Source organism: Cryobacterium sp. TMN-39-2 (genome assembly GCF_004402745.1).
GTDB lineage: Bacteria > Actinomycetota > Actinomycetes > Actinomycetales > Microbacteriaceae > Cryobacterium > Cryobacterium zongtaii.
On the sequence record NZ_SOFX01000038.1, the window covers coordinates 177,384 to 189,387 of the forward strand.

Below are 12,004 nucleotides of genomic sequence, written 5' to 3' on the forward strand. Positions count from 1 at the left end.
CAACACTCGTTGTGCATTCCGGCTGGGGACCGCAGCTGCCCCCTGGGGGAGCGTCTAGTGGTGCAGCGCCTTGTCGATCTTCTTCGCGTTGTGTTTGGCCAGCTTCTGCAGGTGGGCGCGACCCTTCTTGGCCTCCGGCCCGTTCCAGACTTTCCGGGCGCCACGCTCAACCTTCTCGTATCGACTCCGGCCGGCCTTGGTGCCGAAGGCGTAACCGACGAGGGCGATCAGTGCGGCGATGATGACGAGAACGGCAGTCATGGCGGCCTTCTTTCCGGGTCGATGCCAGTGATACGCGCCAGTCTCGTCCGCCGCGCGCGGGGGCACAACGCCCTGGATTTCGCAGGTGGAGGCCGGACGGACCTGTGGAGAGAACTGAGGATAACTCTTGACGCGACGGAACTTAACCGGTTTAGTTGACGAATGACGTACAACGATGTTCGATCAAGCTCCTGTTCATCCGCTCACTCACGGCCGGGCCGTTTCGCCCTGGCCGCCACCCTGTCGGTCGCCCTCGTCGGCACCGGCGCCCTGGCCGCCGTGCCAGCGTCGGCGGCCACCACCACTACCGGCACCACCGCAAAAAGCACCCCGGCGGCTCTCCCGGCCGCCGAAGCATCCGCCCCGCTCACCAACCTCAGCCACCTCAACTTCCTGCTCGCCGAGGTGCCCCTGCCGGTGATCGCCGGGCACACCACCTACCAGGCCGCGGAGAACCCGGTGGTCGAGGCACCCTGGACCTATGCCGACAAGAACGACGACGGCAGTTACAGCCCGATCGGCGGCGGTGTTTTCGACTCGGCCACCGGCTACTACAGCCAGGGCGCGTTCAACGCCGACGACACCTCCCGCGCCGCCGTGGTGTACCTGCGGCATTGGCAACAGACCGGCGACACGACGAGCCGGGACCACGCCTTCCAGACCCTGCGCTCGCTCACCTACTTGCAGACCACCGAGGGACCCAACGCCGGCAACGTGGTGCTCTGGCAGCAGGTGGACGGCACCCTGAACCCCAGCGCCAAGCCCGTCGAGCTGCCCGACCCGAGCGACTCGGACGAGTCCTACTGGCTGGCCCGCATGGTGTGGGCGCTCGGCGAGGGCTACGCCGCGTTCGCCGACGATGACCCGGAGTTCGCCGCGTTCCTCGAGGAGCGGCTCAACCTCAGCCTGGCCGCGCTCAACGCCGGGTCGCTCGGCGACTACCCCAGCTACGACGTCGCCGACGGCGACCCGGTGCCGGCCTGGCTGATCGCCGACGGCGCGGATGCGTCGGCCGAGGCCGTGCTCGGCCTCGCCGCCTACCTGCAGGCCGAGCCCGCCGGCCCCACCGTGGCCGTGGCCGAAACCGCGCTCAGCCAGCTGAGCGAGGGCATCGCGGCGATGTCGACGGATGAGGGCGCCAGCGGCGACTGGCCTTTCGGCGCGATCATGCCGTGGACGAAGTCGCCCAGCCTGTGGCACGCCTGGGGCGGGCTGGCCCCGGCGGCCGTGGCAACGGCATCCGGGGTGCTCGACGACCCGACCCTGCTCGCGGCCGCGGTTCAGGACACCGCACAGTTCACCCCGCAGCTGCTCGCCGCGGGCGGACCTGACAACGCCTGGTCGCCGACCCCCGGCGAGGCGCAGATCGCCTACGGCGTCGATTCCCGGCTGCAGAGCCTGGTGGCCACCGCTGAGGCCGCCGATGCCCCCGGGCTGCTGAACCTCGCCGCGATCACCGCCGGCTGGTACTTCGGCGCGAACCCCAGTGGCCTGCCGGCGTACGACCCGGCCACGGGCACCGCCATCGACGGCATCGAGCCGGACGGCGGGGTGAACCCCAACTCCGGCGCCGAGTCGACCATCCACGCGCTGTTCTCGATGCTCACCCTGGACGCCAACCCCGACCTCAAGGCCGCGGCCCTGGGAATCACCGCCACGGTGGCCACCGACGGGCTCAGTGTGGTGGAGGCCGAGTCCGGGACGATCACCGGCGGCACCGTGACCACCCCGGCCTCGGCCTGGACCGGTGAGGCCAACTGGTCCGGCGGCGCCTACGTGGACCTGGCGGCGGGAGGCACCCTGCGCATCACCGTCCCGACCGACGACCAGGCGCGCCGGGTGCACCCGATCGTGAACCAGGTCGTCGACCCCGCTGGCACGACCACGTGGACCGTCGGCAGCAAGCGGCCGGGCAAGGGCAAGGCCCCGCTGTTGGGCAGCACAGCCAACGGCGGCGCCGGCGAGCAAGGCGTCACCGAGGTGCCCGGCCAGCTACTGCCGCTGCCACTGGCCAACACCCTGCCGGGCAAGGCCAGCGAGGTCGTCGGCACGACGGATGCTTCGGTGCAGCTGGACGCGCTGCTGATCCAGCCGCTGATCTCCACGGTCGCGGTGACCGGGCCGGACGGCTACTCGACGCTGTTCGTGAGCGCCGACGTCGCTGACACGAAGCGCCGCATCGACGTGCCGCGCGGGCAGCAGCTGGTGCAGCAGGCCTTCGACGCCGCCGGCCAGCCGATCCCCGACGCGCGCAAGGGCAAAGGCGACAAGCGCGGCGGCACGGTGTTCATCGCCGCCGGCGGGTTCACCCAGGTGTGGTTCGAGGCTCGATGACTCGCGAATTCGACATCACGGATGCCGCGGAGCGCCATAGCCTATGCCGCCCGCGTCAGCCGACCCACGGTATTCGGAGTTCCGCCTCCGTAGTATCGTCGGAACAATGACAAACATTGCGGAGTCAGCGGCAGGCACCCCACAGGACGACCATCGGTTCTTTGGTCAGCCTCGGGCGCTGGCCAGCATTTTCGGTGTCGAGATGTGGGAACGCTTCTCGTTCTACGGGATGCAGGGCATCCTGCTGCTCTATTTGTACTACTCGGCGGCGGAGGGCGGCCTCGATATCCCGCAGGCCACGGCCGCGGGCATCGTCGGGGCGTACGGCGGAGCGGTTTACCTCTCCACCATCCTGGGCGCCTGGATCGCCGACCGGCTGGCCGGTTCCGAACGGGTGCTCTACGTCAGTGCGGTCGTCATCATGGTCGGGCACATCGCCCTGGCCCTGATCCCGGGCGTCGCCGGAGTCATCGTCGGCCTGATCCTGATCGCGTTCGGCAGCGGTGGTCTCAAGGCCAACGCGACCTCCGTGGTCGGCACGCTGTACCGCAAGGACGATCCCCGCCGCGACGCCGGTTTCTCCTTGTTCTACCTCGGCATCAACCTGGGCGCGTTCTTCGGCCCGATCCTCACCGGACTGCTGCAGTCAACCATCGGCTTCCACTACGGATTCGGTCTGGCCGCCGTGGGAATGGCGATCGGTCTGACCCAGTACTCGTTCGGGCGCAAGCGCCTGCCCGACTCCTCCCGCGAGGTGCCCGACCCGCTGCCGCGCAGCAAGTACCTGCCGTACGCGATGATCGCGGCCGCGTTCATCGTGCTCATCGTGGTGCTGGTGCTCATGGGGATCATCACCGCCTCGAACCTGGTGACCATCGTCATCGGCGTGACGATCGTCGCATCCGTGTCGTACTTCGTCGTGATTCTCACCAACCGGAACATCACCACGGTGGAACGGAAGCGCGTGTACGCGTTCATCCCGCTGTTCGTGGCGAGTGTGGCGTTCTGGTCGCTCTACCAGCAGCAGTTCACCGTCGTGACGCTCTACTCGGACCTGCGGCTTGACCGCGTGTTCTTCGGCTGGGAGATGCCGGTGTCGTGGGTGCAGTCGATCAACCCGGTCTTCATCATCGTGCTGTCGGGTGTGTTCGCTGCGCTGTGGACCAAGTGGGGCTCGAAGCAGCCGTCCACGCCGGTGAAATTCGCCTTCGGCACAGCGATCATGGGCGTGGGGTTCCTTTTCTTCCTGCCGTTCGCCGGGGGCGCGGCCAACTCGACCCCGTTGCTGGCAATGGTCGGCATCCTGCTGGTCTTCACCGTCGCGGAACTGCTGCTGTCACCCGTCGGGCTGTCCGTCTCCACGAAGCTCGCGCCCGAACTGTTCAAGACCCAGATGGTCGCGCTGTTCTTCCTGTCGGTCGCCCTCGGCACCGCCATCTCCGGTCTGCTGGCCGAGTGGTACGCGGTGGCCCCCGAACACCTGTACTTCGGGGTGCTCGGTGGCATCGCCATTGTGCTCGGGATTATCCTGGCGCTGTTCGCCCGGCCGATCCTGCGGCTGATGGGCGGGGTGCGCTAACCTCGCGCATTCCGGCTGAGACTCGACGCTAGAGGGACAGGGTTCGCTGGGTCCACTCGGCCAGGAGGTCGAACACGGGCGTCGCGAACACCGCGAAGGCAAGCAGGTTCAGAAATACTGTTGCCCAGAAGGCGGACCGGAAGCTGGCCTTCTGGGTCTTGTGCCGCAGCGTCTGCTGGGCGACGATGGCGCCCGGCCAGCCGCCGACGACGCCGAGCAGCAGCAGCGTCTTCTCCGACACCCGCCAGCGCCCCTTAGTGGCCGCAGACTTGTCGGCCGCGTAGACGGCGAAGCAGACGATGCTGGCGACGAGGTAGAGGCCGGCCACCCATACGGGGATCGGCCAGAGCAGGTGCACGACGAGGTAGCCGGCCACGAAGACCAGGATCGGGAGGTACCGTGCGGCGCGGGATGTGCGCCGGGCGGGGGTGCGACGCGACGAGGACGGCATCCGTTGCCCGGTCGGGCGCACCCGCGTGGACTGCTCAGTTCGGGAACCCATGGCTCGAGCGTAACGGGCGCCGAGCCACCATGGCCCCGCTCAGCGTGTCATGGTGCGGCGGGCGGAACCGCAGCCGTGCTGAGCGCGCTCGGTTCGGGCAGGGCGGACATGCCCTCTGGCGTGTCGGCGGAGCGAACGAGCGCTTCGATCCAGCGGGGATTGAGCGTTGGCTTCAGTCGATCGGTGAACCTGTAGAGGATCGAAATGTGGGGGTGGATCCAGATCGAACCTCGACCGCCGTCGCCATCTCTGTCCTGTCGCCAGGAGAACTGGAAACTCTCGTTCGAGTGCAGCTTCACCGCGAAGGCAACCTGAAGATGGGCGAGCATCCGATCGTTGAAGTCGATTCTGAGGCTCGAGTCGTAGACCAGATGTCCCATCAGATGACCTCCCTCACGGTGTGCTTGGCGAGACCCTATGCCTGGCAGGCCGGGATCGCTGGGGGGTTGCGCACAGGGGGTAGCGTGCCGGTCGGCCCTTGCCGTTTGGTGAGGTCTGGGTGTCAATTGGATGCAGCGGTGAGGAAAAGTTGGGACGACGACGTCGGGAGTTGCTCATGTCGGGAAAACAGGATGCGTCGAAGGGGACGGGCCGGGGCGGCGCGGAACAACGCAAGGCCGCGACGTCGTCGGGCCCTCCGGCAGATCGGCCGGAGAAAATCCGCAACGTCGCCCTAGTCGGTCGGTCCGGCGCCGGTAAGACCCTGCTCGCCGAAGCGCTGCTCGCGGCCACCGGTGCCCTCACCCGGATGGGCACGATCGAGGGCGGCAGCACGGTGAGCGACTCGGACCCGTCCGAGATCCACCAGCAACGATCCGTGGCGCTGTCGGTGCTGCCGCTGACGGTCGGCGAGGTGAAGGTGAACCTGCTCGACACCCCGGGCTACGCCGATTTTGTCGGCGACCTGCGTGCCGGGCTGCGGGCAGCGGATGCGGCGCTGTTCGTGGTCTCGGCCGTTGACGGTGTCGACGCGGCCACCACCGCTCTCTGGGCGGAGTGCGAGCGCATCGGGATGCCCCGGGCGGTGGTGATCAACCGGATCGATCACCCGCGGGCGGCGTACGAGGCGGTGCTGGCGGCGTGCCAGGAGAACTTCGGCGCCGTGTTGCCGCTGGCCGTGCCGATCCGCACCGACGGGAGCATCACCGGGCTGCTGGGGTTGCTCTCCGGCACGGTCTCGGACTCCGGCGCGGGCACCGCCGGGCCCACCCAACGGCCGGCCACCGAGGCCGAACGCGCTGACGCGGAGCCGGCCCGGGCCACCCTGATCGAGGGGATCATCACCGAGAGCGAAGACGAAACCCTGATGGACCGCTATCTCGGCGGCGCCCAGATCGACCTGCACACCCTCACCGCCGACCTGGAGATCGCCGTGGTGCGCGGCAGCTTCTATCCGGTGCTGGCGACCTCCGCCGAGACCGGGGTGGGCATGACGGAACTGCTGGAGCTGCTGACCGGCGCGTTCCCCTCGCCGATGGAGCGTGCCCTGCCGTCGGTGACGGACCTGGACGGCCGACCGGTGGGGCCGCTGACCTGCGATCCGGACGGGCCGCTGGTGGGCGAGGTCGTGCGCACCACCATCGATTCGTTTCTGGGCCGAGTCTGCCTGGTCCGCATCTTCTCCGGCACGCTGCGGGAGGACACCATCGTGCACATCGGCGGCCATGGCCTCACCGACCGGGGCCATCAGGACCACGACAGTGACGAACGGGTCACCCACCTGCAGTCCCCGCTGGGCGCCATCCTGCGACCGGTGCCGTATTGCGTGGCGGGAGACATCTGCGCGCTGACCCGGCTGACCGACGCGGAGACCGGGGACACCGTGTCCGACCGGGAGGCGCCGTTGCTGGTCGAGGCGTGGGAGATGCCGGAGCCGCTGATGCCGGTGGCGGTGCACGGCGCGGCGCGCAGCGATGACGATGCGCTGGCCAAGAATCTCGGCAAGATCGTGGCCGTCGACCCGACCCTGCGGGTGGAGCGCAACGCTGAGACCCACCAGCTGGTGCTGTGGTGCATGGGCGAGGCGCACGCCGAGGTCGTGCTGGACCGGCTGCGCAGCCAGGGCGTGAAGCTGGAGACCGTCGACGTGATCACGCCGCTGCGGGAGACCTTCGCCACGCCGGCCGGCGCCCGGGGGAGGTACGTGAAACAGTCCGGCGGCCACGGCCAATACGCCATCTGCGAGATCGAGGTCGAACCACGGGAGCGCGGGGCGGGGTTCGAGTTCGTGAACAAGATCGTCGGCGGCGTGGTCCCCGGGCACTACATCGGGTCGGTGGAGAAGGGCGTTCGCGCGCAGATGGAGAAGGGCGTCTCGGCCGGATTCCCCGTTGTGGACATCCGGGTGACGCTGGTGGGCGGCAAGACGCACAGCGTCGATTCGTCGGATGCGGCGTTCCAGGCCGCCGGGGCGCTGGCGCTGCGGGAGGCCGCTGCGGAGGCCCGGATCCAGCTGCTCGAACCGGTCTCGGCGGTCACGATCAGCGTGCCCGACGCCTCCGTCGGTGCGGTGATGACCGACCTGTCCACCCGCCGCGGCCACATGACCGGCACCACCTCGGTGGGTGATGAGCCCACCGAGATCAGCGCCGAGATCCCGGATGCCGAGCTGCTACGGTATGCCATCGAGCTCCGGGCCTTGACGGCGGGGAGCGGTCTCTTCCGCCGCAGCTACCTGCGGCACGACCCGGTGCCGCACAATGTTGTGCCGGCGGCCGTGAGCGCGTGACCGAACGAACGGAGCGATCGACCATGACGCCAGTGACCTGCGATATCACCGTCTCCACCGACGGCTACGCGGCCGGCCCCAACCAGAGCCTGGAGAATCCGCTCGGTGAAGGGGGAATGCGGCTGCACCGCTGGGCGCTCGAGCAGCCTGCCGAGAATGCCGCCCAATTGGCGGCCATCCTGGAGGCGGGTGCATACATCATGGGCCGCAACATGTTCGGTCCCGGCCGAGGGGAGTGGGACGACGAGTGGACGGGCTGGTGGGGCGACGAGCCCCACCACGCGGCGGTGTTCGTGCTGACGCACTATCCGCGGGCACCGCTGGTCATGGCGGGAGGCACGACGTTCACGTTTGTCACCGACGGCATCGAATCGGCCTTGGAGCAGGCGCGTGCCGCGGCGGGGGAACTGAGCGTGGCCATCGCCGGCGGTGCGTCCACTGTGCGGCAGTACCTCGCGGCCGGGCTGATCGACGAATTGCGGCTGCATATCGCGCAGGTGGTGCAGGGCACCGGCGAGCCCTTGCTGGAGGGACTGGACGACGTGAGGTTGGAACAGGTGAGCTCGGTGGAGAACGAGCTGGTCACCCACGTCGTCTACAGGGTGGTGCACTGAGCCGTGCAACGCCGTGGCGCGCTCGACCCATCCGTTGGTTGAGCCTGTCGCACCCGGCGACCAGTCCCGCTCGAACAGCATTCTCTCAGCGAGGCACCGGCGCCGAGCTGTGCGGGCTGTCGTACTCGCCCAGGGCGTAGCGCAGCTGTTGGTTAAGGTCGTTGAGCGCCTGGCGCACGTTGTAACGAGGGTCGGCGCCCTCGCTCAGTGGCGCGGCGATGCCGTCGCTTGCGAGACGGTGCAGAAGGGTCTGCACCGAATGATCGTCGAGGCCGGCCATCCAGACCAGCCCTTCGAGGTTGGCCAGCACGCCGACGAGAGCGGCAGCATCGCGCTTACTGAGGGGGTGAGGGCAGTTGGTGTCATCCACACGGGCAGTTTCATCCGCAATCGTGATGAGGGCAATCCCCGTCCCTCCCAGGTGAGCGCGGATGCGGCCGGCGCGAGGCGCTCCTAGGCCGGGACGTCGCTGTCGCCGGAGGGGTGTTCCCCGGCGTCGAGCTCCTGGAAGAGGGTGATCTGGAGGCCGGCCGGCGCATCCATTCGCGAGTTGATCGAGCGCCACGGGGTTTCGCGGGGCGTGGCGGTGAGAATCGCGCCGGCGTCAACGAGCCGGTCGGTGGTCGCCGCGGTGTCGTCCACCTCGAACGCGACGCGGAGTCGATGGCTGGGCTGGCCGTCGGCCTCGACCCGATCGATCAGCCGCACCTGGGCGGGATTGGACAGCTCGAGGGTGGCGATCCCGGCGCTGAGGATCACGACCCGGGCGTCGCCCTCGCCCTCGTAGGACTCCGACACCGGAAGCCCGAGCACGTCGCGGTAGAAGGCGAGGGCGGCATCGAAGTCTTCGGTCGCGACGACGAGGCGCAGCTGCCGGACGGGGGCCGGGTTGGGGTTCGTGGGTTCGGTCATGCTGTGGATGGTAGCCGCGTTGGGTGGCGGCCGTGCGTAGGTCGTCGAGCGTAGGGCCTTGGTGCCCGGGTGACGCGTGGCCGCGAAGGCGGCGCGCTGTGCGGGGCGGGCGCCGCTATGCGGGTGGCGCGCCACCCGCATAACGGCGCCCGACCCGCATACCTCCACGAGCACAGCGACGGCACGCCGACGGCGCCTCGACGGCATGCGTGCGGTACGTCGAGGAGCACCGCCGACGGCACCGCGGGCCGGCACGGGGTGCGCTAGCGTCGAGGTGACTCAGTTTTGATCGCCCTCGAGGAGTTGCCATGACAGACACCACCGCGCCGTCCGGCGCCGGTCCCGAGCAGGACGACACCGCCGGGCAGGGCAGCCAGGCGGCCGGTAGCCTGGCGGCCGCCATCGCGCTGGCACAGGCGGCGCACGCCGGGCAGGTCGACAAGCTCGGGGTGGCCTACATCGAGCATCCACTGGGCGTGATGAGCCTGGTCAACACCGTGCCCGAGAAGACCGTGGCCGTGCTGCACGACGTCGTGGAGGACACCCCCATCACGCTCGACGACCTGCGCGCGCAGGGCTTTGACGAGCCCGTCGTGCGGGCGGTGGATGCGCTGACCAAGCGGGCCGGCGAACCGCTCGCCGAGTCGATGGCCCGGGTGGCCGCCGACCCGCTGGCGCTGGTCGTGAAGCACGCCGACCTCGCCCACAACGCGAACCCGGTCCGTCAGGCCGCGCTGCCGCCCGAGATGAGCCGGCGGCTCACGGCCAAGTACACGGAGTCGGCCCGGCTGCTCGGCACCACGCTCGCGGCGGTGCTCGACAGGGGATGACGGCTGCGCTCAGGTAGCGCCCGCGCGGGTCGGCTCCGCGACTACCGGCGCTTGGCGAGCAGGGCGCCGAGGCCGGTCACCGCGGCGACGGCGACGGAGCCGAGCGTGAGGACCAGGGTGGGGTTGCGCTTGTAGGCGTCGGAGAGCTTCCCGAACGTGTCGGTCGCGAACTCCCGTGCCGAGGCGATGGCTGCGGTGGTGTCGATGTCGCGCAGGGCCGCGGTGGCGGTGGCGACGGTGTCGTCGACGGCGTGGCGGGCCTGGTCGGCGAGCTCGCCGGCCTTCGCGACGGTGTCCTCGACGAGGTCGTGGGCCTGCTGTGCGGTGTTGTCAGTCATGAGATTCCTTTCGAAGGGGGTGCTGGCTTAGCGGTGAACGGCCTTGGTGATCTTCTTCGTGTTGCGGCGGGCGAGCTTCTTCGTGCCGGCGCGGGCCTTCTTCACGGTCGGGTCGTTCCACGCCTTCTTGGCGTTGCGGCGGATCTGCTTGTACCGGCCTCGGCCGGCCTTGGCGCCGATGAGGTAGAACGCGAAGGCCACGGCGGCGGCGAGGAGAAGACGAAGTGCGGTCATGGTGGCCTGCTTTCTGGTTGGGGACTGAGGCGAGGCGTCCGAGCCCAGGCCGGGTACGGCCGAGCTGACCGGCCACGGTGCCGAGCGGATGACTCGCCCTACCTATGAGTGGCGTGAAACCGGCAATTCGTCACGGAATCCACCGTTTTCGGCAGCCGTCGGAGCAGAATGGCAACATCCGACGAAGGGAGCCACTGTGGCCTCGACATCCGCTTCCGCCTGGACGGACGCATCCAGCAACCTGCTCAAGGTCACCCGCGGGTTCGTCCTCGGCACCGTCGATCCCGGCTCAACGCCCGGCTTCAGCGGCAGCAAAACGGATGCCCAGACCGCCGGGGTCGCCGCCGCTGAGGCACTCTCGCACCAGCAGGAGATGCTCTTCGCCAACAGCCGGGAGGGCGACCCGCGCAAGATCCTGCTCATCCTGCAAGGGATGGACACCTCCGGTAAGGGCGGTATCGTGCGCCACGTGGTGGGCGCTGTCGACCCCCAGGGCGTCAGCCACGTGGCGTTCAAGGCACCCACCCCGGTTGAGCTGCGGCACGACTTTCTGTGGCGCATCCGCCGAGAGCTGCCCACCGCCGGCATGATCGGAGTCTTCGACCGGTCGCACTACGAAGACGTGTTGATCGGCCGGGTCAGGCAGCTCGCGTCGCCAGAGGAGATCGAGGAACGCTACGACCTGATCAACGCCTTCGAGCAGGAGCTCGTCGACGATGACACCACCGTGATCAAGGTGATGCTGCACATCAGCGCCGGCGAGCAGAAGAAGCGCCTGCTCGAGCGGCTCGACCGGCCCGACAAATACTGGAAATTCAACCCGGGTGACATCGACGAGCGCATGCTCTGGCCCGGCTACCAAGCGGCGTACCAGACCGCGCTCGAGCGCACCTCCACGGTGTTCGCGCCCTGGTACGTCGTGCCCGCCGACCGCAAATGGTTCGCCCGCCTCGCGGTTCGGGAGCTGCTGCTCAGGGCGTTGAACGACATGGTGCTCACCTGGCCGCCCGCCGACTTCGACGTGGCCGCCGAGCGGGCCAGGCTGGCCGCATCCTGAAGGGTGGGTCCATGGTGGTGTTGAGCGCGGGCATCCTGCTCTATCGGTTGACGGATGCGGCGGAGCCCGAGGTGTGGATCGCGCACATGGGCGGCCCGTTCTGGGCGCGCAAGGATGCCGCGGCCTGGTCGATCCCCAAGGGCGAGTACGGGCTCGGGGAAGACCCGTTCGCGGCTGCGCGGCGGGAGTTCGAGGAGGAGATCGGGGTGCCGGCACCGGCGGTGGAGTATGTCGAGCTGGGTGAGTTTCGGCAGCCGTCGGGCAAGGTGGTGACGGTGTTCGCGGCGGAGGCCGACCTCGCGGTCGACATCGTGGTGAGCAACACGTTTGAGCTGGAGTGGCCGAAGGGGTCCGGCCGGTTGCGGTCGTTCCCCGAGGTGGACCACGCCCGGTGGGTGGGTCTGGAGCAGGCCCGGGTGCAGCTGGTGCGCGGGCAGGTGCCGGTTCTCGATGCCCTGGTGGAGCTGCTGAGGAGTCGGGGGCGGCTGGCTCGGTAGCGGTTCGGCCCCTGGGCCTGGTGTCGGCTCGGCCGCAGGAGGGGTGGTTCGGGTGCCGGATGCCTGCTCCGGGGTGCTGCGCGGGCACGGCGCCGTTATGCGGGTGGCGTGCCACCCG

14 protein-coding genes are annotated in these 12,004 nt (G+C 69.1%); 7 read left to right on the top strand and 7 right to left on the bottom strand.

The genetic code is table 11. The features are described 5' to 3' along the window. Nucleotides 1–54: 54 nt before the first annotated feature. Entirely contained in the window at nt 55–261 is a 207-nt protein-coding gene (locus E3O57_RS14790; protein ID WP_103461705.1) for a hypothetical protein, read from the bottom strand. 162 nt (nt 262–423) lie between these two features. Here E3O57_RS14790 and E3O57_RS14795 point away from each other — a divergent pair, with 162 nt between their 5' ends. Next, the gene (locus E3O57_RS14795) at nt 424–2,595 is read left to right on the top strand and encodes a hypothetical protein (protein ID WP_103478683.1); all 2,172 of its coding nucleotides are present in this window, start codon (nt 424–426) and stop codon (nt 2,593–2,595) included. 106 nt (nt 2,596–2,701) lie between these two features. Further along, entirely contained in the window at nt 2,702–4,174 is a 1,473-nt protein-coding gene (locus E3O57_RS14800; protein ID WP_103478684.1) for a peptide MFS transporter, read from the top strand. 28 nt (nt 4,175–4,202) lie between these two features. Here E3O57_RS14800 and E3O57_RS14805 read toward each other — a convergent pair whose 3' ends face one another. After that, nucleotides 4,203–4,676: a DUF1294 domain-containing protein gene (locus E3O57_RS14805; protein WP_103478685.1), complete on the bottom strand. Its 474-nt coding sequence runs from the start codon at nt 4,674–4,676 to the stop codon at nt 4,203–4,205. A gap of 47 nt (nt 4,677–4,723) precedes the next feature. Then, nucleotides 4,724–5,056, bottom strand: coding sequence for an ATP-dependent DNA ligase (locus tag E3O57_RS14810; RefSeq protein ID WP_103478686.1), 333 nt, complete (start codon nt 5,054–5,056; stop codon nt 4,724–4,726). 176 nt (nt 5,057–5,232) lie between these two features. On the opposite strand from E3O57_RS14810, the gene E3O57_RS14815 reads away from it, so the two are divergent. Both E3O57_RS14815 and E3O57_RS14820 read left to right on the top strand, forming a co-directional pair. After that, a complete protein-coding gene (locus E3O57_RS14815) occupies nt 5,233–7,404 on the top strand; it encodes an elongation factor G-like protein EF-G2 (protein ID WP_103478687.1) in 2,172 nt (723 codons plus the stop codon). A gap of 23 nt (nt 7,405–7,427) precedes the next feature. Beyond that, nucleotides 7,428–8,018, top strand: a complete 591-nt coding sequence (locus E3O57_RS14820; RefSeq protein WP_103478688.1) for a dihydrofolate reductase family protein — start codon at nt 7,428–7,430, stop codon at nt 8,016–8,018. Between the two features lie 85 nt (nt 8,019–8,103). Here the strand turns inward: E3O57_RS14820 and E3O57_RS14825 are convergent, their stop codons facing one another. Together E3O57_RS14825 and E3O57_RS14830 are read right to left on the bottom strand one after the other, a co-directional pair. Continuing rightward, complete coding sequence (locus E3O57_RS14825; RefSeq protein WP_088456858.1) at nt 8,104–8,388, bottom strand: hypothetical protein; 285 nt, start codon at nt 8,386–8,388, stop codon at nt 8,104–8,106. Between the two features lie 83 nt (nt 8,389–8,471). Further along, nucleotides 8,472–8,930 (bottom strand): VOC family protein, encoded by a 459-nt coding sequence (locus tag E3O57_RS14830; protein WP_103478689.1) that lies wholly within the window; start codon nt 8,928–8,930, stop codon nt 8,472–8,474. Nucleotides 8,931–9,238: 308 nt separating this feature from the next. On the opposite strand from E3O57_RS14830, the gene E3O57_RS14835 reads away from it, so the two are divergent. Further along, nucleotides 9,239–9,760, top strand: coding sequence for an HD domain-containing protein (locus tag E3O57_RS14835; protein WP_103478690.1), 522 nt, complete (start codon nt 9,239–9,241; stop codon nt 9,758–9,760). A gap of 41 nt (nt 9,761–9,801) precedes the next feature. On the opposite strand, the gene E3O57_RS14840 is transcribed toward E3O57_RS14835, so the two are convergent. Next, nucleotides 9,802–10,098 carry a hypothetical protein gene (locus tag E3O57_RS14840; protein WP_103478691.1) on the bottom strand — a complete coding sequence of 99 codons (297 nt, stop codon included), beginning with the start codon at nt 10,096–10,098 and terminating at the stop codon, nt 9,802–9,804. A 27-nt stretch (nt 10,099–10,125) separates the two neighbouring features. Next, the gene (locus E3O57_RS14845) at nt 10,126–10,332 is read right to left on the bottom strand and encodes a hypothetical protein (RefSeq protein WP_103430071.1); all 207 of its coding nucleotides are present in this window, start codon (nt 10,330–10,332) and stop codon (nt 10,126–10,128) included. Between the two features lie 196 nt (nt 10,333–10,528). Between E3O57_RS14845 and E3O57_RS14850 the strand changes: the two genes are divergently transcribed. Together E3O57_RS14850 and E3O57_RS14855 are read left to right on the top strand one after the other, a co-directional pair. After that, the gene (locus tag E3O57_RS14850; protein WP_241990441.1) at nt 10,529–11,389 is read left to right on the top strand and encodes a PPK2 family polyphosphate kinase; all 861 of its coding nucleotides are present in this window, start codon (nt 10,529–10,531) and stop codon (nt 11,387–11,389) included. An 11-nt stretch (nt 11,390–11,400) separates the two neighbouring features. After that, entirely contained in the window at nt 11,401–11,886 is a 486-nt protein-coding gene (locus tag E3O57_RS14855) for an NUDIX domain-containing protein (protein ID WP_103478693.1), read from the top strand. Nucleotides 11,887–12,004: the final 118 nt, after the last annotated feature.

Coding starts and splice junctions, on each gene's coding strand:
- E3O57_RS14790 (WP_103461705.1), bottom strand. CDS start 261: ATGACTGCCGTTCTCGTCATCATCGCCGCACTGATCGCCCTCGTCGGT.
- E3O57_RS14795 (WP_103478683.1), top strand. CDS start 424: ATGACGTACAACGATGTTCGATCAAGCTCCTGTTCATCCGCTCACTCA.
- E3O57_RS14800 (WP_103478684.1), top strand. CDS start 2,702: ATGACAAACATTGCGGAGTCAGCGGCAGGCACCCCACAGGACGACCAT.
- E3O57_RS14805 (WP_103478685.1), bottom strand. CDS start 4,676: ATGGGTTCCCGAACTGAGCAGTCCACGCGGGTGCGCCCGACCGGGCAA.
- E3O57_RS14810 (WP_103478686.1), bottom strand. CDS start 5,056: ATGGGACATCTGGTCTACGACTCGAGCCTCAGAATCGACTTCAACGAT.
- E3O57_RS14815 (WP_103478687.1), top strand. CDS start 5,233: ATGTCGGGAAAACAGGATGCGTCGAAGGGGACGGGCCGGGGCGGCGCG.
- E3O57_RS14820 (WP_103478688.1), top strand. CDS start 7,428: ATGACGCCAGTGACCTGCGATATCACCGTCTCCACCGACGGCTACGCG.
- E3O57_RS14830 (WP_103478689.1), bottom strand. CDS start 8,930: ATGACCGAACCCACGAACCCCAACCCGGCCCCCGTCCGGCAGCTGCGC.
- E3O57_RS14835 (WP_103478690.1), top strand. CDS start 9,239: ATGACAGACACCACCGCGCCGTCCGGCGCCGGTCCCGAGCAGGACGAC.
- E3O57_RS14840 (WP_103478691.1), bottom strand. CDS start 10,098: ATGACTGACAACACCGCACAGCAGGCCCACGACCTCGTCGAGGACACC.
- E3O57_RS14845 (WP_103430071.1), bottom strand. CDS start 10,332: ATGACCGCACTTCGTCTTCTCCTCGCCGCCGCCGTGGCCTTCGCGTTC.
- E3O57_RS14855 (WP_103478693.1), top strand. CDS start 11,401: ATGGTGGTGTTGAGCGCGGGCATCCTGCTCTATCGGTTGACGGATGCG.